Origin of the sequence: Actinomycetospora aeridis (assembly GCF_037400275.1) — a bacterium.
Lineage (GTDB): Bacteria > Actinomycetota > Actinomycetes > Mycobacteriales > Pseudonocardiaceae > Actinomycetospora > Actinomycetospora aeridis.
This window is the reverse complement of record NZ_JBBEGL010000003.1, coordinates 793,314-817,108: the sequence shown is the minus strand read 5'-3', so window position 1 is coordinate 817,108 and position 23,795 is coordinate 793,314. Positions and strand designations below refer to the sequence as shown.

Here is a 23,795-nt window from a genome sequence, read left to right as displayed (position 1 = left end):
GTCGTACCCCGCGGGCGCACCCGCTTGCCCGCCACGGGGCGACGCTCTACTGTCCGGCACGAACATGTACCCCAGTACAAGTTGAGGGCCCGTGAGCACCAGCGTCTACGACCTCCTCGCCGCCATCGCCGCGGATCGCCCGGACGCGCCGTTCCTGGTGTTCGCCGGCGACACCGGCACCGAGACCGTCTCGTACGCCGAGCAGGTCCGGCGTGCCGACGCGACCGCCGGCCTGCTCGGTGGGCTCGGAGGGCTCGGCGTGGAGCCCGGGGCGCGGGTGCACCTCATGACGCCCAACCGCCCGGAGTTCCTCGACGTCTGGTTCGCCTGCGCGCGCCTCGGCGCCGTCGTCGTGCCGGTCAACCCGCTCTCCACCACCGACGAGGTCGCCCACCAGCTCGCCGACTCGCACGCGGTGCTCTCGGTCGTCGACGGCGAGCTGCGCGCGACGGTGGCGGCGGCCGGCGGCCGGGTCCTCACCCTCGACGAGCTCGTGGCGCGGCGGGCCGGTCGCACGCCGCCGCCGGTCGCGGTGGACCCGGAGCTCGCCGCGATCATGTTCACGTCGGGCACCACCAGCGTCCCGAAGGGCGTGCAGGTCACCCCCGCCAACTACCGGCGGGTCGGCCGCCTCGTCGCCGACCACCTGGGGGTCACCGCCGCCGACCGCTGGCTCGTCACGCTGCCGCTCTTCCACGGCAACGCCCAGTACTACTGCCTGATGTCCGCGCTGGTGGCGGGCGCCTCGCTGGCCGTCGCGCCGCGCTTCTCGGCCACCGCGTGGCCCGCCCAGGCCCGCGAGCTGCGCCCCACGCTGGCCAGCCTCTTCGCCGCGCCCATCCGGATGGTGCTGGCCCGGTCCACGCCCGCGCCGGACGACGCCGACAACGCCCTGCGGCTCGTGCTGTTCGCGCAGAACCTCGCCGCGGCGCAGGCGCAGGAGTTCGAGACCCGGTTCGGCGCGCCGCTGCTGCAGCTCTACGGGATGACCGAGACCGTCGTGCCGCCGTTCATCAACCCCCTCGACGATCGGCGCCGGTGGGACTCGATCGGCCTGCCGCTGCCGGGCGTCGAGGTCCGGGTCGTGGGGGAGGACGGTGAGCCGGGCGAGCTGCAGGTCCGCGGCCGGCCGGGCGTCGACGTGACGCCGGGCTACGACGGGCGCCCGGAAGCCACCGCGGCGCTGTTCGACGACGGCTGGCTGCGCACCGGCGACCAGGTGCGCCGCGACGAGAGCGGGCGCGCGTACTTCGTCGACCGCGCCAAGGACATGATGAAGCGGGCCGGCGAGAACGTCGCGGCCAGCGAGGTCGAGCAGGTGCTCGCGGCCCACCCCGCCGTGCTGGAGGGCGCGGTGCACGGCGTGCCCGACCCGGTGTACGACGAGGCGATCGTCGCCCACGTCGTGCTCCGCCCCGGAGCACACGCCGACCCCGACGAGCTCGTCGCCTGGTGCGCGGAGCGGCTCTCGAGGTTCAAGGTCCCGCAGCGGGTGGTCCTGCGCGACGAGCTGCCCCGCAGCACCATCGGCAAGATCCTCAAGAACGCGCTGCGCGACGAGGTCCTGGGGGCCTCCCGGTGAGCCGGATCGCCCTGATCACCGGCGGCAACCGGGGCCTCGGGCGCGCCACCGCGCAGGCCCTCGCCGACGACGGCGACGACGTCGTCGTCACCTACCGGTCGCACCCGGAGGAGGCCGCCGAGGTCGTCGCGGACCTCGAGGCGCGGGGGCGGCGGGCGCTGGCCCTGCCGCTCGACGTCACCGACCACGCGTCCTTCCCGGCCTTCGCGGAGACGCTGACCCGCGAGCTGGGGGACCGGTGGGGCCGTAGCGACCTGGACGTCCTCGTCAACAACGGCGGGTTCGAGGGCACCACCCCGTTCGGCGGCATCGAGGCCGCGACCGTCGACGCCCTCTACGCCGTCCACGTCCGCGGGCCGATCCTGCTCACCGACCTCCTGGCGCCGCGGATCCGCGACGGCGGGCGGGTCGTGTTCGTCTCCTCGGGCCTGACCCGCTACGCGGCGAACCCGCTGTTCTCGGTGTACGCCGCGATGAAGGGGGCGATCGAGGTCTACACGAAGTACGCGGCCAAGGCGCTGGGCCCGCGGCGGATCACGGTGAACGTCCTCGCCCCCGGCGCGACCGCCACCGACATCGGCGGCGGGATGATCCGCGACGACGAGCGCTACCGCGCCATGATCACCGCGAACCACGCCTTCGGCCGGGTCGGTGAGCCCGACGACATCGGTGGCGCGCTGCGCGCGATCACCGCCGAGAGCGCGGGCTGGATCACCGCGCAGCGCATCGAGGCCTCCGGCGGTCAGATGCTGTAGCGGCGTGACGCCCGTCATCCCGGCCCGTGTCGGCGTGCGCCGGAAGTGGGACGCGCGGTTGCATACCCGGCGTGCCGCCCGCGCCCGTCCTCCCGGACCCCGGGGTGCATCGTCCGCGGACCCGCCGGGCCGGCAGGTGCGCGCCGTGCGCGAGGGTCGCCTGTTCCCGCTGCCGAACTACTTCTGCAGCCACTACCGCCAGGGCGAGGCCGTGCAGAGCTAGCTCGAGACGGTGCTGCCCCGGGTCTGACTCAGGTCAGGGGCGTGCCCTGCTCCACCACCAGCGCGTCGAAGCGGGCCGGGCCGACGATCGTCAGCAGTGTCGCTTCCCGGTCGCCGACCACCTCGAGGCCGTGCTCGACGTCGCGGGGCAGGAAGATGAAGGCGCCCGTTGCGGCGGTGAAGTGCTCGTCGCCGCAGAAGCCGCGCACCTCGCCGGCGAGGACGTAGAACATCTCGTCCTCGCCCTCGTGGGTGTGCGGGGGGACGGTCAGCCCGGCGGGCGCCGCCTGCTCCATGACGCCGACCCGCCCCTCGGTGTCGGTCCCGCTCGCCTTGACGGTGAAGGTCGCGCCGCCGAACGCGTAGCGGTCGCCGTCGCCGGCCGGTCGGACGAAGAAGCTCATGGGATGCCTCGGTCCTGGGTGGTCGATGGTCGGACCCACACCGTTCCCTCAACCACCGCCCGGCACGCGCCCGCCATGCTGTGCGTCGTGACGGAGTACGGCGCCCCGACGCCGAGCATGCACCGCCAGCCCGGCCCGGTCGGCCGCGCGGTGCTCGCGTTCCTGTGGCTGGCGATCTCGGTGCTGCCCATCGCGCTCGGGGTCGGTGACGTGCGGCTCGCGGCGGGCGAGGTCGGCACCCCGGGCGCGCTGACCGTCGAGCAGTGCACCGACCTCGGGAAGGGCCGCTACGACTGCGACGGCGTCTTCGTCCCCGACGACGGGAGCCCCGCGGTCCGCGTCGACACCTCACCCGACTCGACCGCCGGGGAGACCTTCCGCGCGCAGCTCGACGCCGACGGCGAGCGTGCCGTCCCGTCCGGCACCCAGGGGGTTCTCACCGCCCTGACGGTGCCCTTCCTCGGCCTCGCCGCGCTCGGCCTGCTGCCCGCCGCGCTGATGTGGGCGGGCCGACGCATGCGCCACATCCGTGTTGCGCTCTTCTGGGGCGCCGTCGTCGCGGTGATCGGGATCGCCGGTGTCGTCGTGGGACTGGTCGCCTCCTACGCCTGAGGCCCGGGCTCCCGACCGCTCCGCCCCGATCCCGGCCGCGACCACCGCGGCGATCCCCACCGCCGCCTCGAGCGTCGGTGTCTGGGCCAGGAGCAGGGCGCCGATCGCGAGGGCGACGGCGGGCTCGAGGCACATCAGCGTGCCGAACGCCGCGGTCGTCAGCCGCCGCAGGGCGAGCAGCTCGAGGCTGAACGGCACGACGGGCATGAGCAGGGCGATCGCGAGCGCGACGAGCAGCACCGAGGTGTCGAGCCGCCCGGTGCCGAGGTCGGCGAGCAGGCCCGGGCCGGCGACGAGCGCGGCGACGAGCCCGGCCACCGGCATCGAGACCGCGAGGCCGGTGAGGCCGACGACGTGGTCGCCGACGCGCTGGGTGAGCAGGATGTAGCCGGCCCAGCACGCCGCCGCGGCGAGCGCGAAGCCCACGCCGGCCGGGTCGAGCCCGGCCTGCCACGGGTGGGTCAGGAGGACGACGCCGACGGCGGCGAGCAGCGCCCAGGCCCGGGCGCGCCCCCGGCCGCGGACCAGCGCGACACCGAGCGGGCCGAGGAACTCCAGGGCCGAGGCGGTGCCGAGCGGGATGCGGGCGATGGCCTCGGTGAACAGGATCGTGAGCCCCGCGGTGACCGTGCCCAGCGCGACGCACGCGGCGAGGCTCGTCCGCGTGAACGCCGACGGGCGCGGGCGCACGATCGCGAGCAGCAGGGCGCCGGCGAACAGCAGGCGCAGGGTCGCCGTGCCGGCCGGCCCGACGGCGTCGAACAGCCCGGTCGACAGGGCGAGGCCGAGCTGGACGCAGAGCATGGCGCCGACGGCCATGGCGGCCCCGGAGCGGGCGGAGGTGGGGAGCACGCGTCCAGTGAAGAACGTGGGATCGTCCGCGTCCACGTGAGATTCCTGGACGAAATGTTCGCGGATCGCGGATGATGGGCCGCGTGGACACGCGGCGCCTGCCCTACCTCGTCGAGTTCGCCCGGCACGGATCGATGCGGGTCGTCGCCGAGACGATGGGCACCAGCACCTCGGTGGTCTCCCAGCAGATCGCCGCCCTCGCCAGGGAAGCCGGCGCGGCCCTCGTCGAGCCCGACGGGCGCCGCGCCCGCCTCACCCCGGCCGGGCACCGGCTCGCCGAGCACGGCCGCGCGATCCTCGCCGCCGTCGAGTCGGCGCAGCGCGACCTCGACCCGGCCGCCGAGCCGCACGGCCTCGTGCGCGTCGCCGGGTTCGCGAGCGCGATCCGCCGGGCGCTCATGCCGACCGTCGTCGCCATGGCCCGCACCCATCCGCAGGTAGCGCTGACGATCCGCGAGTACGAGCCGGCCGAGGCGCACGCGATGCTCGTCGCGGACCGGATCGACCTCGCCCTCACCTACGACTACGACCTCGCCCCGGCCGCTCTCGACCCCGACCTCGCGGCGACACCGCTGTGGACGACGCCGTGGGGGCTCGCGGTGCCGGAGGACCAGATCCCCCACGACGCGCACGACTCCCTGGCCGTGATCACCGCCTTCCGCGACCGCGCCTGGATCGGCAACTCCCGCAACCCCGCCGACGAGCAGGTGCTGCGCACCCTCGCGTCGATGGCGGGCTTCGCGCTGCGCACCACCCACGAGGCCGACAGCCTCGACCTCGTCGAGGACCTCATCCTCGCCGGCCTCGGCGTCGGCCTGCTCCCGCACGACCGTCCCGCCGCACCCGGTGTCGCGATCGTCCCGCTGCGCGCGCCCGCGGTCCGGATGCGCGCCGCGGCGGTCACCCGCCGGGGCCGGACGGCGTGGCCGCCACTGGCCCTGGTGCTCGACCAGGTGCTCGCTCAGGTGCCGGCAGTCGCGCCCACGTAATCGGCGAGGTGCCGCCCGGTCAGGGTGGAGCGGTCGGCGACGAGCTCGGCGGGCGTCCCCTCGAACACCACGCGCCCGCCGTCGTGGCCCGCGCCCGGGCCGAGGTCGAGGATGCGGTCGGCGTGCGCCATCACGGCCTGGTGGTGCTCGATGACGATCACCGACTTCCCCGAGTCGACGAGCCGGTCGAGCAGGCCGAGCATCTGCTCGACGTCCGCCAGGTGCAGGCCCGTGGTGGGCTCGTCGAGGACGTAGACCGTGCCCTGCTCGGCCATCTGCGTCGCGAGCTTGAGCCGCTGGCGCTCGCCGCCCGACAGCGTGGTCAGGGGCTGGCCGAGGGTCAGGTAGCCGAGCCCGACGTCGGCGAGCCGCAGCAGGATCCTGTGCGCGGCCGGGACCTTCCCCTCGCCGGCCCCGAAGAACTCCACGGCCTCGGCCACCGGGAGCCCGAGGACCTCGCTGATGTCCTTCCCGCCGAGGCGGTACTCCAGCACCGAGGCGTCGAAGCGCTTGCCCTCGCACACCTCGCACAGCGTCGAGATCCCCGCCATGATCCCGAGGTCGGTGTAGATCACGCCGGCGCCGTTGCAGTTCGGGCACGCGCCCTCGGAGTTCGCGCTGAACAGGGCGGGCTTGACCCCGTTGGCCTTGGCGAACGCCTTGCGGATCGGCTCGAGCAGGCCGGTGTAGGTGGCCGGGTTGCTGCGCCGGGACCCCTTGATCGGCGCCTGGTCGACCACGACGACGCCGTCCCGCCCGGCCACGGACCCGTGGATCAGCGAGCTCTTGCCCGAGCCCGCCACGCCCGTCACCGCGACGAGCACGCCGAGCGGGATGTCGACGTCGACGTCCTGCAGGTTGTGGGCGTGCGCGCCGCGGACCTCGAGCACCCCGGTGGGCGTGCGCACGGTCTGCTTGAGCGTCGCCCGGTCGTCGAGGTGGCGGCCGGTGCGGGTGTCGCTCGCACGCAGGCCGTCGAGCGTGCCCTCGAAGACGATCTCCCCGCCGGCGGTGCCCGCCCCCGGCCCGAGGTCGACGACGTGGTCGGCGATCGCGATGGTCTCCGGCTTGTGCTCGACGACGAGCACGGTGTTGCCCTTGTCGCGCAGGCGCAGCAGCAGGTCGTTCATGCGGGCGATGTCGTGCGGGTGCAGCCCGATCGTCGGCTCGTCGAAGACGTAGGTGACGTCGGTGAGCGCCGAGCCGAGGTGGCGGATCATCTTCGTGCGCTGCGCCTCGCCGCCCGAGAGCGTCCCCGCGGGGCGGTCGAGGGAGAGGTAGCCGAGGCCGATCTCGACGAACGAGTCCAGGGTCTCCGACAGCGACGCCAACAACGGTCCGACCGACGGCTCGTCCAGCCCGCGCACCCAGTCCGCCAGGTCGCTGATCTGCATCGCGGCGACGTCGCCGATGTTCTTGCCGTCGATCAGCGACGAGCGGGCGGCCTCGGACAGCCGGGTGCCGTGGCACTCCGGGCAGGTGGTGAAGACGACCGCGCGGTCGACGAACGCCCGCACGTAGGGCTGCATGGCCTCCCGGTCCTTCGACAGGAAGGACTTCTGGATCTGGTTGATCAGCCCGGTGTAGGTGAGGTTGATGCCCTCGATCTTGAGCTTGACGGGCTCCTTGTGGAGCAGGTCGTCCAGCTCGCGCTTCGTGAACTGCGCGATGGGCTTGTCCGGGTCGAAGAACCCGCAGCCGCGCAGGATGCGGCCGAACCAGCCGTCCATGCTCATGCCGGGGATCGTGATCGCGCCCTCGTTGATCGACTTCGAGGCGTCGTAGAGCGCGGTCAGGTCGAAGTCCGACGCGGTGCCACGGCCCTCGCAGCGCGGGCACATGCCGCCCGTGATGCTGAAGTCGCGGCGCTCCTTGACCTCGCGGCCGCCCTTCTCGAAGGTCACCGCGCCGGCACCGCTGATCGAGGCGACGTTGAACGAGAACGCCTGCGGCCCGCCGATGTGGGGCACGCCGAGCCTGCTGAAGAGGATCCGCAGCATCGCGCCGGTGTCGGTGGCGGTGCCGACGGTCGAGCGCACGTCGCCGCCCATTCGCTCCTGGCCGACGACGATCGCGGTGGTCAGGCCGTCGAGGACGTCGACGTCGGGCCGGTTGAGGGTCGGCATGAAGCCCTGGACGAACGCGCTGTACGTCTCGTTGATCATCCGCTGGGACTCGGCCGCGATCGTGCCGAACACCAGCGAGCTCTTGCCGGACCCGGAGACCCCGGTGAACACCGTGAGACGCCGCTTGGGCAGCTCGACGCTGACGTCGCGCAGGTTGTTCTCGCGCGCGCCGTGCACACGGATCAGGTCGTGGCTGTCGGCGTCGTGCCCGGCGGGCGCCGCCGTCCCGTTGGCCTGACTGGTCGCCGTGCTCATCGGGTCTCCGTTCGTGCGGGCGGTTGCTTCACTTCACCTCGAAGATCCGGATCGTGCTCCCGGCGGGGTCGCGGAAGGCGGCGTCGCGGATGCCCCACGGCTGGTCGGTGGGTTCCTGGACGACCTCGGCGTCACCGGCCTGGAGCCGCCCGAACGTGTCGTCGAGGTCCTTCGTGGCGAGGTTGATCGACGCGAACGTGCCCTTGGCCATCATCTCACCGACGGTCCGGCGCTCCTCGTCGGTCATGCCGGGCTGGGCGGCCGGCGGGTACAGCACGATCGACGTGCCGGGCTGGTCGACGGGACCGACGGTGAGCCAGTGCATGCCCATGTACTCCACGTCGTTGCGCACCTCGAAGCCGAGGACGTCGCGGTAGAACGCGAGGGAGGCGTCGTTGTCGTGGTGGGGGAGGAAGGCGTTGTGAATCGTGAGGTCCATGCCGGTCACGCTAGGGGCGGCCCGGCGACGGGTACTTCTCGATTCCTGACCGGTCGCGTGACCTGCTTGGCCACGCACGGCGGCATCCCCGGGCCCGGTCCGGCCTGCTGCTTGCGGTAGACGCCCGGCGACACCCCGACCAGCTCGGTGAAGCGCGTGGTGAACGTCCCGAGCGACGACGAGCCGACCGCGAAGCAGACGTCGGTGACGCTCATGTCGCCCCGGCGCAGCAGCGCCATCGCCCGCTCGATGCGCCGTGTCATGAGGTAGCTGTACGGGCTCTCGCCGTACGCCCGGCGGAACGCGCGGCTCAGGTGACCCGCCGACCAGTGCACGCCGCGCGCGAGCGCCTCGACGTCGAGCGGCTGCGCGTACTCACGGTCGATGCGGTCCCGGACCCGGCGCAGCAGCGCGAGGTCGCGCAGGTGCTCCTCCCGCGAGGGCCGGCTGGTCACCTGCAGGATCGTGCCATGGACCCCGCTCGAATCGGACACGTCGGCGAGGGAACGGTGCGCGGCGTCCGCACCATGATCGCGGCGCTGGTGCCGGAGGCGGAGCCGCTGGTCGGGGCGTTCCGCGCCGAGCTCGACCCCACCGCCCGCCGGGGGCTCGGCGCCCACCTCACCCTCGTGCGCCCGTTCGTCGAGCCCGCCGCGCTCACCGGGGAGACCGTGGCGGCGCTGCGCCGCGCGGTCGCGGCGGTTCCGGCGTTCGCGTGCACCTTCGCCGAGCTGCGCTGGTTCTCCGACCGGGTGCTCTGGCTCGCGCCGGACGCGGTCGCGGGGTTCCGGGAGATCGCGGACCGCGTGCGGGCGGGATTCCCGGAGCTGCCCGCCGAGGAGCGCGAGCTCGTCCCGCACCTGACGGTCGGGCTGCGCCGGGCCGCCACGACGGAGGCCCTGCGCGCGGCCGAGGCGGCGATCGCCCCGCAGCTGCCCCTGACCGTCCGGGTGGACCGCGTCGCGCTGATGGTGCGGACGCAGACCTGGGACGTGGCGGCGGAGGCCTTGCTCGGGGTCAGTCCTTCTGGACCGTCCGGGCGAGGATGCCCAGGGTCGCCTTGAGCGAGTTCGGGTTGATCACCGGGAAGATGTCGCGCGCCGCCCACTCGGGGTGGATGTCGGACCAGTCGTAATAGGAGGTGACCCTCGTGCCGTCCTCGACGGGCTCGAGACGGTAGCCGTAGACGTGGCCGATGTAGGGCCGCGCCTGGCCCTCGATCGTCCAGGCGATCTCCCGGTCGGGCTCGTAGACGGTGATGACGACGTCGACGTCATAGCGCCCGAGCGGCCGGTCGCCGAGCGCCTCGCGGTCCATGTGGACGGTGAAGCGATCACCGACGGCCTCGACCGGCTCGCCGGAGGCGGCCATGAGCATGCCCGAGCTGTCGATGGCGACGTGCCCGTGCGGGTCGCGCAGGACGTCGAAGACCGACGCCGGCTCGGCCGCGATCCATCGGGTGACCTCGATGCGCTGCTCGCTCACGGTGCGCAGCATGTCACCCCGAGTGGCACATCAACGGCGCGGATGGGGTCCGGTCGGGCCGGAACAGCCGTCCCGCCGAACGCGTTGTGCCACGTGCAGGCGAGACCGAGGAGGTAATCGGTGGCCACTCAGACCGCGATCCTGGCCGGCGGGTGTTTCTGGGGCGCCCAGGAGCTGCTCCGTCAGCGACCCGGGATCCTCTCGACGCGGGTCGGGTACTCCGGCGACCCGAACACCCCGAACGCGACCTACCGGCGCCACGGCGATCACGCCGAGGCCGTCGAGGTCGTCTACGACGACTCGACGATCTCCTACCGCGAGATCCTGGAGTTCTTCTTCCAGATCCACGACCCGTCGACCCGCAACCGCCAGGGCAACGACATCGGGCGCAGCTACCGGTCGGCGATCTACTACACGACCCCCGAGCAGGAGGCCGTCGCCCGCGACACCATCAAGGACGTCGATGCCTCCGGCCTGTGGCCGGGACCGGTGGTGACCGAGGTCGAGCCGGCGAGCGAGTTCTGGGAGGCCGAGCCCGAGCACCAGGACTACCTGCAGAAGATGCCCTGGGGCTACACGTGCCACTTCGTGCGCCCGGGCTGGGTGCTCCCGAAGCGCGAGGAGACGACGTCGGCATGACGAGCACGGTCGACCTCGCGCAGGACTGGGCCACCTGGCACGCGGAGCGCGAGAACGATCTCCGCGCGCCGCACGGGTGGCTCAGCCTCACCGGGCTGCACTGGCTCGACGGTGAGGCGCGCGCCTACCAGGACCTGCCGGGCACCTGGCGGGCCGCCGACGGCGGCGCCGAGGTCACCGCGGCCGCCGGCGACGACGTGTCCGTGGACGGCGTGCCGGTCGACGGCACCGTCCGGGTCGAGCCGGTCGACGGCAAGCCCGGCGCGCTCGTCGCGGTGGGCGAGCGGCGGGTCGAGGTGATCCGCCGCGAGGAGCACGTGGCCCTGCGCGTCCGCGACCCGCAGGGCCCGACCCTCGCGCGGTTCGCCGGCGTGCCCGCGTTCCCCGTCGACGGGTCGTGGGTCGTCACCGGGCAGTACACCCCGTGGGACGCTCCCCGGCGCATCGACGTCGACACCGTCGTCGACGGCCTGGGGTTCCACCCGACCGCCGTCGGGACCGTGCGCTTCACCCTGGGCGGCGAGGAGCAGGAGCTCACCGTCCTGGGCGGCGAGGCCGGCGAGCTGCGGCTGCACTTCCGCGACGGCACCTCCGGGCACAGCACGTACGGCGGCGGGCGCATCCTGCCCACCGACGCCCCCGCCGAGGACGGGTCGGTGCGGATCGACCTCAACCGGACGCTGAACCTGCCCTGCTCGTTCACGGCGTACGCGACCTGCCCGCTGCCCCCGGCGGGCAACGTCGTCACGGTGCCGGTCGAGGCGGGGGAGAAGACGCCGGTCTGACCCAGGTCGGTCGCATGGCCGTACCGAGTGGTTGCAATTCAGGACCACTTCGGTACGGTCATGGGCCATGTCTGAGCAGAGCGGAAGGGTCGCGCTGATCACCGGCGCCGCCCGCGGTCAGGGCCGCAGCCACGCCTGGCGGCTCGCCGAGCAGGGCGCCGACGTGATCGCCGTCGACGTCTGCGCACCGGACGAGGGCGTCGCCTACCCCCTGGCGAGCCCCGACGACCTCGCCGAGACGGCCGACGGCATCCGCTCGCGCGGCGGGCGGGTGAGCGCGCAGGTCGCCGACGTCCGGGACACCGACGCGGTGGGTGCCGCCGTGGCCGCGGGGATCGAGGAGCTCGGCGGCGTCGACATCGTGCTGGCCAACGCCGGGATCGGGATGGCCGCACCGGACGTCACCGCGGCGCGGGCGTTCCGCGACCAGCTCGAGGTCAACACCGTCGGCGTCTGGAACACCGTGCAGGCCGCCGCGCCGACGATGATCGCGCAGGGTCGCGGCGGCGCCGTCGTCCTCACCAGCTCGTCCATGGGGACCACCGGGCGCGGCGGCGACGGCACCGGCCAGACGGACGGCTACATCGCCAGCAAGCACGCGGTCGTCGGGCTCATGCGCAGCTGGGCGCACTGGCTCGCGCCGTACTCCATCCGCGTCAACGCCGTGCTCCCGTCGGGGGTCGCGACGACGATGGTGCTCAACGACGCCGTCGCCGCGCTGTTCACCGACCCGCCCGACGGCGAGACGCCGGACGTCGGCAACCTGCTGCCCGTGGACCTGCTCGCCCCCGAGGACGTCACCGCAGCGATCACCTACCTCGTCTCCGACGGCGCCCGGCACGTCACCGGCGTGGCGCTGCCCGTCGACGCCGGGTTCGCGGTGCGCTGATGTGCTGCCAGGACGACGAGGTCCTCGACCTGCCCGCCCCCGCGCCATCTACCGCGCGGTGGTCGACTCCTGATCACCGCGCGGCGCGGCGAGAGGCGCGTTGCGCATGATCAACAGGCATGTCGACCTGCGCGAGGTGCCTCTCGCCGGGCTCTGCGGCGGGCAACGTTCCGGCGAGGGGTGACCCTCGCCCGTCTATCCGACCGAAGGTGCCCTTCGGTCGGAACCCCCCGCGCTACGGGCGGCAGTCGCGGCAGGGCCGGTAGCCGGCGGCGCGGGCGCGGTCGGTGCTCGCGAACCCCTGGCGGTGCGGCGCGGTGATCCGGCGCGCGTGGTGGCAGGTCGGCAGGCAGACGATGCCCGTGGTGTCGCTGCCGATCAGCCGGGTGCCCGACGCGGCGAGCTCGGCGAGCCGCGGCAGGTCGACGCCCTCGCGCTCGAGCAGCGCCACCTTGTCCGCGCGGCCCGAGAGGTACTGGCCGAGATCGCCGTCCCCGCGCACCACCCGGTGGCAGGGCACGAGCAGCGGGACCGGGTTGCGGGCCAGCGCCGTGCCCACCGCGCGCACCGCCTTCGGGTGCCCGGCCTCCCGGGCCACCCACCCGTAGGGACGCACCTGTCCCGCGGGGATGCGCGCCGTGGCGTCGAGGACCTTGCGGGCGAAGTCACCCACGTCGGTCAGGTCCACCGCCGGCGACCGTCCCGTGCCCCGCAGCGCGGGCAGCAGGCCACGGGGCGGGCGCGGCGCCGGGCGGACGGGGCGGCCGTGGCGCGCGCGGTAGCCCTCGAGGAACGCGTCGAGGTCGCCCGCGTACGTGGCGGTCCGGAGCAGGCGCACCCCGCCGGCGCCGACGACGGCGTACACCTCGCCCAGCGGGCTCTCGGCGCGCACCCAGCCGTCGACGACCCGCTCGGCGAGGGTCGCGGGGGCGGGCTCGGCGAGGTCGCGGAGGTCTTCCAGCAGCGAGTCGGTCATGAGGTCTCCTCAGGAGGCGGAGCAGTCAGGCGGGACCGCAGCGCGGCGAGCCCCCGCGCGGCGTGCGACCGCGCGGTCCCGTCGCTGCACGCGAGCACGGAGGCCACCTCGGCCACCGGCAGGTCGACGACGTGGCGCAGCACCACGGCGGTGCGCTGCGCGACCGGGAGCTCGGCGAGCAGGGCCGCGAGCCGGTCGCCGAGGTCGGTCGCCTCGGCGCGCTCGGCGGGGCCCGGAGCCGGGCTCGCGCGGTCGGGTGGGTCGGCGGCCCCGTCCGTGCGGGGCCGGCGGGCGGCGTCGCGGCGGTCGTTGCGAGCGGTGTTGAGCAGGATCGTCAGCAGCCAGGGCCGCAGGTCCAGGCGCTCGATCCGCGCCGCGTCGTAGCCGCGCAGCGCCCGGTAGGCGCGCAGGAACGCCTCGGCGGCGAGGTCCTCCGCGTCCGCCGGGCGGTCCGCGGTGCGCCGCGCGACCGCGTGCACCACGTCCCCGTGGGTGCGCACCACCGCCTCGAACCCCGCGTCGAGGTCCTCGACCAGCGCGGTGCGCAGCTGCTCGTCGTCGGCCACGTCGGGGAGAACACCACACCCGCCCGATCCGTGGCGCGCCTCCGATTCGTGCAAGACCGCCGGCGCCTCCCGCGGCAGGCTCCGTGCCATGACCGTGACGCGCATCGTCGCCAACCTGGCCGTCGGGGACCCCGCCGCCGACGCCCCGTTCTGGACCGGCCTGCTCGGGCTCGACACGCCGATGGACATGGGCTGGATCGTCAACCACCGCGCGGGGACCGCCCAGGTCCAGCTGATCTCCCGCGACGCGACGGCCCCCGAGGACAGCCGCGTGTCCGTCGAGGTGGAGGACCTCGCGGCCCTCGAGGCCGTGCACGCGCAGGCCGTCGCGGAGGGCTACGAGATCGTCCACCCGCTCACCGACGAGCCGTGGGGCGTGCGCCGGTTCTTCGTGCGCACCCCGCAGGGCGTGGTGGTGAACGTGCTCGCCCACGCGTGAGCTGGTAGGCACGCTCCCCGTGCGGACACTGATCACCGGGGCGAGTGCCGGGCTCGGCGCGGGCATGGCCCGCGAGCTCGCCGCCCGCGGCCACGACCTCGCGCTGGTCGCCCGGCGCCTCGACCGCCTCGAGGAGCTGCGCGACGAGCTCGCCCCCACCGGCGTGGACGTCGCCGTCGCCACCCTCGACGTCGACGACCACGACGCCGTGTTCAGCACCGTCCGCCGGCTGCACCAGGAGACCGGCGGGCTGGACCGGGTGGTCGTCAACGCCGGGATCGGCAAGGGCGCCCCGATCGGCACCGGGCGCTTCGACGCCAACCTCGCCACGGCGCGGACCAACTTCGTCGCCGCCCTGGCCCAGTGCGAGGCGGCGATGGAGATCTTCCGGGCGCAGAACGCCGGGCACCTCGTCGTCGTCTCCTCGGTGGCCGCCGACCGTGGCCTGAAGGGCGCCCAGACCACCTACGCCGCCACGAAGGCCGCCCTGTCCCACCTCGCCGAGGGCATCCGTGTCGACGTCGCCGACACCCCGATCCGCGTGACGACGCTCGCCCCCGGCTACATCCGCACCGAGCTCAACGGCGGCATGAGCAGGCCCTTCTCCGTCGACGCCGCGACCGGCACCCGGGCCATGGTGGACGCGATCGAGAAGGCCCCGGCGTCCGCGTACGTGCCGACGTGGCCGTGGGCCGTCCTCGGCCGGCTCCTGCGCGTGATGCCGACCCCGATTCTCCGTCGCGTGACGTGACTACGGTGGGGTCGTGTCCGAGCTGAAAGAACGACTCCGCAGCGACCTCACCACCGCGATGAAGGCCCGCGACGAGGTCCGGGTGTCGACGATCCGGATGACGCTGTCCGCGATCAACACCGAGGAGGTCGCGGGGGAGTCCCACCGCGAGCTCACCGACGACGAGGTCGTCACCGTCATCGGGCGCGAGTCGAAGAAGCGGCGCGAGTCCGCGGAGGCCTTCGACGGCGCCGGGCGCTCCGAGCTCGCCGACCGTGAGCGCGCCGAGCAGGCCGTGCTCACCGACTACCTGCCCGCGCAGCTCTCCGACGCCGAGCTCACGGAGCTGGTCGCCGCGGCGATCGCCGAGACCGGCGCCGAGGGGCCGAAGCAGATGGGGCAGGTCATGAAGGTGGTCCAGCCGCGGATCGCCGGTCGTGCCGACGGGCGCCGCGTGTCCGGCGAGGTCAAGCGGCAGCTGAGCTCGTGACGGCGCTGGTCACCGGCGGCGGCACCGGCATCGGGCGCGCCTGCAGCCTCGCGCTGCACCGCGCGGGCCACGCCGTCGCGATCTCGTACCGGCGCTCGTCCGACGACGCCGAGTCGGCGGTCGCCGCGATCCGGGAGGACGGCGGGCGCGCGATCGCCGTCGCGGCCGACGTCACCGACGACGACGCCGTCCGCGCGATGGTCGCCGAGGTGAGGGCGCAGCTCGGGCCGGTCGAGGTGCTCGTCAACAACGCCGGCGCGACCATCCCGCTGCCCCTCGACGACCTCGACGGCGCGACCGACGACGTCTGGCGGCAGATGCTCGGGGTGAACCTCATGGCGCCCTGGTACTGCGCCCGCGCCGCGGCCGACGACCTGCGCGCCGCCGAGGACGGGGTCGTCGTCAACATCGGCTCGATCGCCGGGCTGACCGGCAGCGGCTCGTCCCTGCCCTACGCGGTGAGCAAGTCCGCGCTGCACGGCCTGACCCGCTCCCTGGCCCGCGCGCTCGCGCCGGTGCGGGTCAACGAGGTCGCCCCCGGCCTCGTCATGACCCGCTGGTGGGCGGGCAACGAGGAGCGCGGGCGCGAGTTGGCGTCGAAGGCGCTGCTCGACCGCGAGACCACGCCCGAGGACGTCGCGCGGGCGGTGCTCGGGCTCGTCGAGAGCCGGGCGATCACCGGGCAGACGGTGGTCGTCGACGGGGGCCAGACCCTCTAGAGGGCCCTCGCCAGCAGCACGCCGGCGAGGACGAGGCCGGCCACGGCGATCCCGATCCGCAGCACCGTCGGCGGGAGGCGCCGCGCGATCGCCGGGCCGCAGTAGTTGCCGACCAGCAGCCCGGCGGTCAGGGGGAGCGCCGACGACCACGACACCTCCCCGAGCACCGCGAACCCCGCCGCGGCGACCGCGTTCGAGGCGCCGAGCAGCACGTTCTTCACGGCGTTGACGCGCACGAGGCTGTCGGCGAGGGCGCGGGTCAGCAGCGCCATCATCACCACCCCGGCGGCCGCACCGAAGTAGCCGCTGTAGACGCCGACGGCGAGGACGCCGACGACCGTCGCGGCCTGCCCCACCCGCGAGGTCACCGGGGTCGCGTCGGGGCGGGGCCGCAGCAGCAGCACCAGCGAGGCGCCGGCGACGAGGAACGGCACGATGAGGGCGAACGCGTCCGACGGGGTGACGAGGACGAGGCCCGCGCCGATCGCTCCGCCGACGAGGGTCAGCGGCAGCAGGCGCAGAACACGCTGACCCTGACCGCGCAGCTCGGGGCGCGAGCCGAGCACCGAGCCGACGCTCGCGACGGCCAGCGCGATGGTGTTCGTCTGGTTGGCGGCCACCGGCGAGAGGCCCGCGGCCAGCAGCGCGGGGTAGGAGAACAGCGACGCCAACCCGGCCATCGAGCCCGTCAGCCCGGCGGCGAACCCGGCGACCACGAGCAGCACGACCATCCGCGCCATCTCATCACCGACCCGCGGGGGACACTCGCCCGGTGGAGCACCGCGCCGGGATCCGGGACGTCGAGATCCGTGACGAGACCATCCGCCTCGGCCAGCTGCTCAAGCTCGCCGGCCTCGTCGAGCACGGTGCCGCCGCTCGCGAGGTCCTCGAGGCGGGGGAGGTCACCGTCAACGGCCGCGGGGAGACCCGGCGCGGACGCCAGGTCGGATCCGGCGACGTCGTGGCCCTCGCCGGCGAGCGGATCCGCGTCCGGGGACCGGCAAGTTGATGAGTACATGCAACGAGACTCGGGGTCGCCGTCCCGGCGAACCGGGTGGAACGACGACGACCCCGAGCCTCGGTGGGAAAAGCCCCACGGAGAGAGGTCCGAGATGGGGCTGAGCGCAAGCCTAGCCCTCCCTCCGCCCGGCGTCGTCGCTGGACACGACCTCCGATCCGGTCGCAACCAGGTCGTCCCGAGCGCGTGACACGGTCGTCACTCGGTAACGGCGGTGTCACTGCGTGTCACAGGTGTCACGTCCGCCCGATCGGGGTGCGGACGACCGTGTGACGGAACCGAGACCTGCTCTATCGTGGCGTCGGATCCCGTTCGTCCGGTGCCCCGCGCCGTCACGTCGCGGGGGGATCGGGCGGCGGTATCCACCGATCGTGATCACCGGGAGGACGCGGAGCGTGAGCGACGGGGAGGGGGCCGACGGCGTCGAACGTCCGGGCGGCGACCGTCGTCGCCGGCGCTCGCGCGTGGGACGCACCGGGGCGCGCTTCCCCCGTCCGCTCGCCGAGGAGGTCCTCGAGGTCGCGGCGCAGGACGAGGCCGGGGACGCGGGTGACGCCGCCGGGGTCGACCTCCCCGGAGCCATCGAGGCCGTCGAGCAGGCCCCGCTCACCGGTGCCCGCTTCGGGTCGCACGCGCGGCGGGCCCGCCGGGAGGCCGCGCGGACCGAGGCCGAGGACGCCGTCGTCCCGGAGCAGGCCCCCGCGCCGGACCGGCGCCAGCCCGCGGTCGACGAGACGCCGACCCTGCCGCTGTTCCTCACCTCCGAGCCCCCGCCGGAGAGCACGCGCACGCGCGTGCGGCCCTACGTGCGCACCCGCGGGCGCACCCGGACGCGGGCGGACCTCGCCGTCGAGACGCTGGTGTCGATCCCGTCGCCCCGCCCGCCGCTGGAGGACCCCGAGCACGTCGCGCTGGGCGACGTCATCGTCGACCCGCGCTCGGTCGCCGAGGTCGCGGCGCTGCTCTCGGTGCCGCTCGGCGTCGCGCGGGTGATCATCGACGACATGGCGGGCGCGGGCCTGCTGCTGGTGCACCCGCGGGCCGTGGCGTCGAGCGGTGCCCCGTCGCGCGACATCATGCAGCGGGTGCTGGACGGTCTGCACAGGCTGTAGGGAGACGAAGCGGAGCGGGAGCTCGACCCGACGAGGTAGAACGGAGGCATGACCGCTGCGCCCGCCGTCCGTCTCACCGGTTACGCCCACGGCGGCGGCTGCGCCTGCAAGATCCCGCCCGGCGAGCTCGAGGACGTGGTGCGCGGGCTGATGCCCTCGCCGTCGACCCCGCGCGAGGGCGAGCTGCTCGTCGGGCTGGAGGACGGCGACGACGCGGCGGCGGTGCGCATCCGCGACGGGGTCGCGCTGATCGCCACCACCGACTTCTTCACCCCGGTCGTCGACGACCCCTACCAGTGGGGGCGGATCGCCGCGGCGAACGCGCTGTCGGACGTCTACGCCATGGGCGGGCGCCCCGTGATCGCCCTGAACCTCCTGTGCTGGCCGCGCGAGGTGCTGCCCTACGACCTGGCCGCCGAGGTCCTGCGCGGCGGCCTGGCGGTCGCCGACCAGGCCGGCTGCCACGTCGCCGGCGGGCACTCGGTGGACGACCCGGAGCCCAAGTACGGCATGGCGGTCACCGGCCTCGCCGACCCGGACGCGCTGATCCGCAACGACGCCGCGCGCCCCGGGACGCCGCTGACCCTCACCAAGCCCCTCGGGCTCGGCGTGCTCAACAACCGGCACAAGGCCACCGGCGAGTCGTTCACCGAGGCGATCGCGGTGATGACCACGCTGAACGCCGAGGCCTCGCGCGCGGCGCTGGCGGCGGGCATCCGGGCGGGCACCGACATCACGGGCTTCGGGCTGCTCGGGCACGCCTACAAGCTGGCCCGGGCGTCCGGGGTCACCGCGGTGATCGACAGCTCGGCCGTCCCGTTCCTCGACGGCGCCCGCGAGGCGGCCCGCGACGGCTACGTGCCCGGCGGGTCGCGGCGCAACCTCGACTGGGTGCGCCCGCACGCACGCCTCGACGTCGACGAGACCGAGGCCCTGCTGCTCGCCGACGCCCAGACCTCCGGCGGCCTGCTGCTGGCCGGCGAGATCCCCGGGCACCCCGTGATCGGCGAGATCGTCGCCGCCGAGGAGGGCCGGACACTCCGGGTCAGGTGACCTGGGGGACCCGGACCTGGTCCCACAGGTCACGGGCGGCCTCGCGGACGTCCTCCTCGGGGACGTCGTGGGTGGCGCTCTCCTCGTGGCCGCACCAGCCCTCCAGCACGCGCAGCCCGCACACCCGGCACCCGCCGTGCCAGGAGACGAGCACGCGGTGCCACACGCGCGTCAGCGGGGCCACGTCGGCCAGGTTCGCGTAGGTGAACACCGCGACCGTCGGCGTCCCGACCGCACCCGCGAGGTGCCGGGGCCCGGAGTCGTTGCCCAGCATCAGCGTGGCGCGCGAGAGCAGGCCGATCAGGCCCGGGAGGTCGAGGGTGCCGACGGCCGTCTCGGGCGTCGTACGCATGCCCGCCGCGACGCGCTCGACCCGGTCGGCCTCGGTGGGACCGCCGACGACGACCACGCGAGCGCCCCGGTCGGTGAGGTCCTGGGCGACCGCGCCGAGGCGCTCCTCGGGGTAGCACCGGCGGGCGTCGGTGGCGCCGGGGTGCACGACGAGCAGCGGCGCGTCGCTCTCCGGGACGACCGCCCGCGAGGCCTCCGTGTCGGCGGCGGTGACGTCGACGCGGGGCTCCACGCGGGTCGGCGTCGCCCCGGCCGCGGCGGCGACCTCCAGCCAGCGGATGGTGTCGTGCTGGTAGGGCCAGTACGGCACCCAGCGGTCGGGGCGCGGGGCGTCCGGCGTCGCGGACCCGGCCGTCACCCGGGCGTCGAGACGCAGCAGCAGCGCGTTGGAGTTCCGCCCGCCGCCGTGCATCTGCACCGCGAGGTCGTAGCCGTGGGCGCGCTGCCCGGCGCACCACGCCTCGATCTCGTCCTCGCCCGCGTCGGGGTCGGAGCCGACGCGGATGCCCGGCATGAGCGGCACGGTGACGACCCGGTCCACGGGGGAGCGCCGGCCCTCCAGCAGCGCGGCGTGGTGGCCCGCGCCCAGCAGGGTCACCTCGGCGTCCGGGTAGGCGCGGCGCAGGGCGGCGAGGGCGGGCTCGGCCACCACGTAGTCGCCGAGCCCGTTCGCGCGCAGGACCGCGAGCCGCCGCACCTCGGGGACGAGAGGAGCGGGTGTGGCGGGGAGCCCGAGGGCAGGGCTGATCACGTCGCGGGAGCCTACGGTCGGGGGCATGAGCGAGCAGCGGGCAGCACTGGTGACCGGGTCGGGCAGCGGGATCGGCCGGGCGATCGTCGACCGGCTCCACGGTGACGGGTGGTCGGTCCTCGGCGTGGACCTGAAAGCCGACGAAACGCTCCCGGGCCCGTCGCTCGGCGCCGACCTCACGACGCGCGAGGGCAACCGCGCCGCCGTCGACACCGCGCTCGAGCACTTCGGGCGCCTGGACCTCGTCGTCGCCAACGCCGGGTTCCAGCACGTCTCCCCGGTCGCCGACTTCCCCGAGGACCGCTGGGACGCCCTGCTCGCCATCCTGCTGACCAGCCCGTTCCTGCTCGCGAAGTACGCCTGGGAGGCCCTGCGCGCCGCGCCCGACGGCGGGCGCTTCGTCGCGATCGCCTCGGCCCACGCGCTGGCGGCCTCGCCGTTCAAGGCGGGCTACGTCTCGGCGAAGCACGGCGTGCTCGGGCTCGTGAAGACCCTGGCCCTGGAGGGCGCTCCCGACGGGATCACCGCGACCGCGGTCTGCCCCGGCTACGTGCGCACGCCGCTGGTGGAGAAGCAGATCGCCGACCAGGCGAAGGCCCACGGCATCAGCGAGGACCGGGTGCTCGAGGAGGTGATCCTCACACCGCACGCGCTCAAGCGGCTCATCGAGCCCTCCGAGGTCGCCGACGTCGTGGCGTTCCTGCAGACCCCGGCGGGCGGGGCGTTCAGTGGCTCGCCGGTGACGATGGACATGGGCTGGACCGCACGGTGAACGGGCCCGCGCGAGGGGATACTCCCGACCCGTGACCCTCCGGGAGCTCGCCCACGAGCGCTGGCTCACCGTCCCCAACGCGCTCAGTGTCGTCCGCCTGGCGGGCGTGCCGCTGTTCCTGTGGCTCCTGCTGGTGCCGCAGGCCGACGGCTGGGCCCTCGTCGTGCTCGTCGCGAGCGGGATCACCGACTGGCTCGACGGCCGCCTGGCCCGCGCGCTCGACCAGTACAGCCGGCTCGGCGAGATGCTCGACCCGCTCGCCGACCGGCTCTACACCGTGGCGACGCTGGTGGCGTTCCTCATCCGCGGCATCGTCCCGTGGTGGGTGCTCGCGCTGATCATCGGGCGCGATCTCGTCGTCTCGCTCGCTCTCCCGCTGCTGCGGCGTAAGGGCTACCTCGCGTTCCCGGTGCTCTACCTCGGCAAGGCGGCGACGCTGAACCTGCTCTACGCGTTCCCGCTGCTCCTGCTCGCCCAGATGGACTGGGCGGGCGCGGACCTGGCCCGCCCGTTCGCCTACGCGTTCACGACGTGGGGCATCGCGCTGCACCTGTGGTCGGGCACCCTCTACGTCGTCCAGTTGGTGCGGACCGAACCCGCGAAGCTCCCCGACGGATCGTGACGCGCGCCCCGGCGCGGTTGGCCCTGGTGACCCGGGCCCTCTAGCCTGCCGCGGCCCGAACCGAACCGAGCAGTAACGACGTGAGGAGTCGCCGGTGGTCCCCGAGGGCCTGCGCTACACCGCCGAGCACGAGTGGATCACTGCGACCGAGGGTGACTCCTCGGTCGTGCGGATCGGCATCACGGACTACGCCCAGGACCAGCTGGGCGACGTGGTGTTCGTTCAGCTGCCGACCGTCGGCGCGTCGCTCTCCTCCGGGGAGTCCGTGGCCGAGGTGGAGTCGACGAAGTCGGTCTCGGAGATCTACGCGCCGCTCGACGGCGAGGTGACCGCCGTCAACGACGCGCTCTCGGAGACGCCCGAGCTCATCAACTCCGACCCGTACGGCTCCGGCTGGATGATGGAGCTGCGGATCCCCGACGGGCGGGCCGTGGACGAGCTGCTCGACGCGGAGGGCTACCAGGCCGTCCTCGACGGTTCCTGAGCTCCCGCACCGGGTGCCGGGAGGCACGATCGTGGGGGCGGCCGTCCCTACGCTCCGCCACGGCACGCGGGTGTGCGCTCACGGTGGGTGGGGAGGGCCTCGACCCCGTGACGGGGACCGGTACCGTGACGGCCACCTCGCGACGATCCGTCACCGAGCCCGCACCGCCGCCCTCCCCGGAGAGCGTCGCGGACGGTCCGGCGGGACGGGCGGGACGACCTGGACGAGCACGACACGACGGAGGAGCACGGTGAGCACAGGCGGTCCCCCGGTCCCCCCCGAGCGTCAGGGCGAGACGACGTCGGTCTTCCGGGCCGACTTCCTGGCCGAGCCCGAGAGCGAGTCGCGCGGCACCTCGGTGTCCGGTGTCGACTCGCTGCCGGCGGGCTCGGCCCTGCTGGTGGTCAAGCGCGGGCCCAACGCGGGTTCCCGGTTCCTGCTCGACCGCGACACCACGAGCGCCGGACGCCACCCCGACAGCGACATCTTCCTCGACGACGTCACCGTCTCCCGCCGGCACGCGGAGTTCCGCCGTGACGGGGCCGAGTTCGTCGTCGTGGACGTCGGCAGCCTGAACGGCACCTACGTGAATCGCGAGCCGGTGGACACCGCCGTGCTCGCCAACGGCGACGAGGTGCAGATCGGCAAGTTCCGGCTCGTCTTCCTCACCGGCCCCCGCGAGGGCGGCTCGGCCGGGGCGGGGGCGGGGCTGGAGTGACCGCCGCCGGGCTGCCCGAGCCTGGGGGTGCCCCCCTCTCGATCGGCTCGGTCCTGGACGCGCTGCGGGCCGAGTTCCCGGAGATCACGATCTCCAAGATCCGGTTCCTCGAGTCCGAGGGCCTGATCCGGCCCGCCCGCACGCCGGCGGGCTACCGGCAGTTCTCGCACGACGACGTCGTGCGCCTGCGGTTCGTCCTGTCGGCACAGCGCGACCACTACCTCCCGCTCAAGGTCATCCGCTCGCGGCTCGAGGAGTTCGACCGCAACCCCGTCCCCGGCGGCCCCTCGCTGCCCGGCGACACCCCGGCCGGCGCCGACATGGCGCTCGCCGGCGGGCCCGCCGCGGAGTCCGGCGGTCCGGGTGGCCCGCCTGGTCCGGGTGGCCCCGGGGGACCGGGTGGGTCGAACGGCTCGCTCGGTACCGGCGGCGGGGTCACCGCACGGGTGCGCAGTCTCGCCTCGGTGGCCGACCGTGCGGAGCCCGACGAGGACCCGGACGGCCTGCCCGCGGTGGGGCGGGGCGACACGGTCGGCCGTGACGTCCTGCTCGCCGAGGACGGCGTCGACGCGGCGCTGCTCGACGGCCTGGAGCACCACGGCATCCTGCGCGCCGACGCCGACGGGCGGTACGAGCCCGAGGACGTCCTCGTCGCGCGCACCGCCGCCGCGCTCGCGCGGCTCGGGGTCGAGCCGCGGCTGCTGCGCTCCGCGCGCGCCAGCGCGGACCGCGAGGTGGGCCTGCTGACGCAGCTCGTGACGCCCGTCGCGCGCAGCCGCGGGCCCGAGGCCACCCGCCGCGCCGAGGAGCTCTCCTCCGAGCTCGCGGCGCTGTCCGGGCGCCTGCACGCCCTGCTCGTGGGGTCCGGGCTGCGCCACGGCCTGCGCCGCTGAGGTCTCCCGCCGAGTCGCCCTGAGGGCCGTGTGACGGGGGCGTCACACGGCCGTCATGGGTGCGCAG

30 protein-coding genes are annotated in these 23,795 nt (G+C 74.4%); 20 read left to right on the top strand and 10 right to left on the bottom strand.

Features of this window, described 5'->3' with window-relative positions; translation table 11 throughout:
* Nucleotides 1–91: 91 nt before the first annotated feature.
* Genes WCD41_RS14500 through WCD41_RS14490 form a run of 3 tightly spaced genes read left to right on the top strand, consistent with a single transcriptional unit; the run spans nt 92 to nt 2,560 of the window.
* Nucleotides 92–1,582, top strand: coding sequence for a class I adenylate-forming enzyme family protein (locus WCD41_RS14500; protein ID WP_337714113.1), 1,491 nt, complete (start codon nt 92–94; stop codon nt 1,580–1,582).
* Nucleotides 1,579–2,337: an SDR family NAD(P)-dependent oxidoreductase gene (locus WCD41_RS14495; RefSeq protein ID WP_337714112.1), complete on the top strand. Its 759-nt coding sequence runs from the start codon at nt 1,579–1,581 to the stop codon at nt 2,335–2,337. Before WCD41_RS14500 ends, WCD41_RS14495 begins: the two co-directional genes overlap by 4 nt.
* Nucleotides 2,338–2,341: 4 nt before the next feature.
* Nucleotides 2,342–2,560 (top strand): hypothetical protein, encoded by a 219-nt coding sequence (locus WCD41_RS14490; RefSeq protein ID WP_337714111.1) that lies wholly within the window; start codon nt 2,342–2,344, stop codon nt 2,558–2,560.
* A 28-nt stretch (nt 2,561–2,588) separates the two neighbouring features.
* Here WCD41_RS14490 and WCD41_RS14485 read toward each other — a convergent pair whose 3' ends face one another.
* Both WCD41_RS14485 and WCD41_RS14480 read right to left on the bottom strand, forming a co-directional pair.
* A complete protein-coding gene (locus WCD41_RS14485; protein ID WP_337714110.1) occupies nt 2,589–2,963 on the bottom strand; it encodes a cupin domain-containing protein in 375 nt (124 codons plus the stop codon).
* 348 nt (nt 2,964–3,311) lie between these two features.
* Nucleotides 3,312–4,427: an EamA family transporter gene (locus WCD41_RS14480; RefSeq protein WP_337714109.1), complete on the bottom strand. Its 1,116-nt coding sequence runs from the start codon at nt 4,425–4,427 to the stop codon at nt 3,312–3,314.
* Between the two features lie 74 nt (nt 4,428–4,501).
* Here WCD41_RS14480 and WCD41_RS14475 point away from each other — a divergent pair, with 74 nt between their 5' ends.
* Nucleotides 4,502–5,416, top strand: coding sequence for a LysR family transcriptional regulator (locus WCD41_RS14475; protein ID WP_337714242.1), 915 nt, complete (start codon nt 4,502–4,504; stop codon nt 5,414–5,416).
* Here WCD41_RS14475 and WCD41_RS14470 read toward each other — a convergent pair.
* From WCD41_RS14470 to WCD41_RS14460, 3 genes are read right to left on the bottom strand one after another with little or no spacing between them, the layout of a single operon-like run.
* On the bottom strand, nt 5,389–7,797 hold the full coding sequence (locus tag WCD41_RS14470) for an ATP-binding cassette domain-containing protein (RefSeq protein ID WP_337714108.1): 2,409 nt from the start codon (nt 7,795–7,797) through the stop codon (nt 5,389–5,391). The genes WCD41_RS14475 and WCD41_RS14470 overlap by 28 nt on opposite strands.
* A gap of 28 nt (nt 7,798–7,825) precedes the next feature.
* Nucleotides 7,826–8,236, bottom strand: coding sequence for a VOC family protein (locus tag WCD41_RS14465; RefSeq protein WP_337714106.1), 411 nt, complete (start codon nt 8,234–8,236; stop codon nt 7,826–7,828).
* Nucleotides 8,237–8,241: 5 nt separating this feature from the next.
* A complete protein-coding gene (locus WCD41_RS14460) occupies nt 8,242–8,691 on the bottom strand; it encodes a helix-turn-helix transcriptional regulator (protein WP_337714105.1) in 450 nt (149 codons plus the stop codon).
* Between the two features lie 15 nt (nt 8,692–8,706).
* Here WCD41_RS14460 and WCD41_RS14455 point away from each other — a divergent pair, with 15 nt between their 5' ends.
* Complete coding sequence (locus tag WCD41_RS14455; RefSeq protein WP_337714104.1) at nt 8,707–9,300, top strand: 2'-5' RNA ligase family protein; 594 nt, start codon at nt 8,707–8,709, stop codon at nt 9,298–9,300.
* On the opposite strand, the gene WCD41_RS14450 is transcribed toward WCD41_RS14455, so the two are convergent.
* Nucleotides 9,254–9,721, bottom strand: coding sequence for an SRPBCC family protein (locus WCD41_RS14450; RefSeq protein ID WP_337714103.1), 468 nt, complete (start codon nt 9,719–9,721; stop codon nt 9,254–9,256). The genes WCD41_RS14455 and WCD41_RS14450 overlap by 47 nt on opposite strands.
* A gap of 120 nt (nt 9,722–9,841) precedes the next feature.
* Between WCD41_RS14450 and msrA the strand changes: the two genes are divergently transcribed.
* From msrA to WCD41_RS14435, 3 genes are all read left to right on the top strand, one after another.
* A complete protein-coding gene (gene msrA / locus WCD41_RS14445) occupies nt 9,842–10,360 on the top strand; it encodes a peptide-methionine (S)-S-oxide reductase MsrA (protein WP_337714102.1) in 519 nt (172 codons plus the stop codon).
* Nucleotides 10,357–11,145, top strand: a complete 789-nt coding sequence (locus tag WCD41_RS14440; RefSeq protein ID WP_337714101.1) for a DUF1684 domain-containing protein — start codon at nt 10,357–10,359, stop codon at nt 11,143–11,145. Before msrA ends, WCD41_RS14440 begins: the two co-directional genes overlap by 4 nt.
* A 67-nt stretch (nt 11,146–11,212) precedes the next feature.
* Entirely contained in the window at nt 11,213–12,034 is an 822-nt protein-coding gene (locus WCD41_RS14435; protein WP_337714100.1) for a mycofactocin-coupled SDR family oxidoreductase, read from the top strand.
* Nucleotides 12,035–12,269: 235 nt separating this feature from the next.
* Here the strand turns inward: WCD41_RS14435 and WCD41_RS14430 are convergent, their stop codons facing one another.
* Nucleotides 12,270–13,010: a methylated-DNA--[protein]-cysteine S-methyltransferase gene (locus WCD41_RS14430; RefSeq protein ID WP_337714099.1), complete on the bottom strand. Its 741-nt coding sequence runs from the start codon at nt 13,008–13,010 to the stop codon at nt 12,270–12,272.
* Nucleotides 13,007–13,576 (bottom strand): RNA polymerase sigma factor, encoded by a 570-nt coding sequence (locus tag WCD41_RS14425; RefSeq protein ID WP_337714098.1) that lies wholly within the window; start codon nt 13,574–13,576, stop codon nt 13,007–13,009. The genes WCD41_RS14430 and WCD41_RS14425 overlap by 4 nt, the downstream gene beginning before the upstream one ends.
* A gap of 88 nt (nt 13,577–13,664) precedes the next feature.
* Here WCD41_RS14425 and WCD41_RS14420 point away from each other — a divergent pair, with 88 nt between their 5' ends.
* The 4 genes from WCD41_RS14420 to WCD41_RS14405 are packed head-to-tail and all read left to right on the top strand — an operon-like array spanning nt 13,665 to nt 15,954.
* On the top strand, nt 13,665–14,015 hold the full coding sequence (locus tag WCD41_RS14420) for a VOC family protein (protein WP_337714097.1): 351 nt from the start codon (nt 13,665–13,667) through the stop codon (nt 14,013–14,015).
* Nucleotides 14,016–14,034: 19 nt separating this feature from the next.
* Nucleotides 14,035–14,766 (top strand): SDR family oxidoreductase, encoded by a 732-nt coding sequence (locus WCD41_RS14415; protein WP_337714096.1) that lies wholly within the window; start codon nt 14,035–14,037, stop codon nt 14,764–14,766.
* A 13-nt stretch (nt 14,767–14,779) separates the two neighbouring features.
* The gene (locus tag WCD41_RS14410; protein ID WP_337714095.1) at nt 14,780–15,235 is read left to right on the top strand and encodes a GatB/YqeY domain-containing protein; all 456 of its coding nucleotides are present in this window, start codon (nt 14,780–14,782) and stop codon (nt 15,233–15,235) included.
* Nucleotides 15,232–15,954 (top strand): SDR family NAD(P)-dependent oxidoreductase, encoded by a 723-nt coding sequence (locus WCD41_RS14405; protein WP_337714094.1) that lies wholly within the window; start codon nt 15,232–15,234, stop codon nt 15,952–15,954. The genes WCD41_RS14410 and WCD41_RS14405 overlap by 4 nt, the downstream gene beginning before the upstream one ends.
* On the opposite strand, the gene WCD41_RS14400 is transcribed toward WCD41_RS14405, so the two are convergent.
* Entirely contained in the window at nt 15,951–16,694 is a 744-nt protein-coding gene (locus WCD41_RS14400) for a sulfite exporter TauE/SafE family protein (protein WP_337714093.1), read from the bottom strand. The genes WCD41_RS14405 and WCD41_RS14400 overlap by 4 nt on opposite strands.
* A gap of 50 nt (nt 16,695–16,744) precedes the next feature.
* Here WCD41_RS14400 and WCD41_RS14395 point away from each other — a divergent pair, with 50 nt between their 5' ends.
* The 3 genes from WCD41_RS14395 (at nt 16,745) to selD (ending at nt 19,137) form a co-directional block, all read left to right on the top strand.
* Complete coding sequence (locus WCD41_RS14395; RefSeq protein WP_337714241.1) at nt 16,745–16,963, top strand: RNA-binding S4 domain-containing protein; 219 nt, start codon at nt 16,745–16,747, stop codon at nt 16,961–16,963.
* 404 nt (nt 16,964–17,367) lie between these two features.
* Nucleotides 17,368–18,084, top strand: coding sequence for a DUF742 domain-containing protein (locus WCD41_RS14390; protein ID WP_337714092.1), 717 nt, complete (start codon nt 17,368–17,370; stop codon nt 18,082–18,084).
* A 48-nt stretch (nt 18,085–18,132) separates the two neighbouring features.
* On the top strand, nt 18,133–19,137 hold the full coding sequence (selD, locus tag WCD41_RS14385) for a selenide, water dikinase SelD (protein ID WP_337714091.1): 1,005 nt from the start codon (nt 18,133–18,135) through the stop codon (nt 19,135–19,137).
* Here selD and WCD41_RS14380 read toward each other — a convergent pair.
* Nucleotides 19,130–20,239 carry a glycosyltransferase family 9 protein gene (locus WCD41_RS14380; protein ID WP_337714090.1) on the bottom strand — a complete coding sequence of 370 codons (1,110 nt, stop codon included), beginning with the start codon at nt 20,237–20,239 and terminating at the stop codon, nt 19,130–19,132. The two genes, selD and WCD41_RS14380, sit on opposite strands and share 8 nt — an antisense overlap.
* A 25-nt stretch (nt 20,240–20,264) precedes the next feature.
* Between WCD41_RS14380 and WCD41_RS14375 the strand changes: the two genes are divergently transcribed.
* The 5 genes from WCD41_RS14375 (at nt 20,265) to WCD41_RS14355 (ending at nt 23,728) form a co-directional block, all read left to right on the top strand.
* Nucleotides 20,265–21,011 carry an SDR family oxidoreductase gene (locus WCD41_RS14375; protein WP_337714089.1) on the top strand — a complete coding sequence of 249 codons (747 nt, stop codon included), beginning with the start codon at nt 20,265–20,267 and terminating at the stop codon, nt 21,009–21,011.
* 31 nt (nt 21,012–21,042) lie between these two features.
* Nucleotides 21,043–21,633, top strand: a complete 591-nt coding sequence (gene clsA, locus WCD41_RS14370; RefSeq protein WP_337714088.1) for a cardiolipin synthase ClsA — start codon at nt 21,043–21,045, stop codon at nt 21,631–21,633.
* 94 nt (nt 21,634–21,727) lie between these two features.
* Entirely contained in the window at nt 21,728–22,117 is a 390-nt protein-coding gene (gcvH, locus tag WCD41_RS14365; protein WP_337714087.1) for a glycine cleavage system protein GcvH, read from the top strand.
* Nucleotides 22,118–22,367: 250 nt separating this feature from the next.
* Nucleotides 22,368–22,835 carry a glycogen accumulation regulator GarA gene (garA, locus tag WCD41_RS14360; RefSeq protein WP_337714086.1) on the top strand — a complete coding sequence of 156 codons (468 nt, stop codon included), beginning with the start codon at nt 22,368–22,370 and terminating at the stop codon, nt 22,833–22,835.
* On the top strand, nt 22,832–23,728 hold the full coding sequence (locus tag WCD41_RS14355; RefSeq protein ID WP_337714084.1) for a MerR family transcriptional regulator: 897 nt from the start codon (nt 22,832–22,834) through the stop codon (nt 23,726–23,728). Before garA ends, WCD41_RS14355 begins: the two co-directional genes overlap by 4 nt.
* Nucleotides 23,729–23,795: the final 67 nt, after the last annotated feature.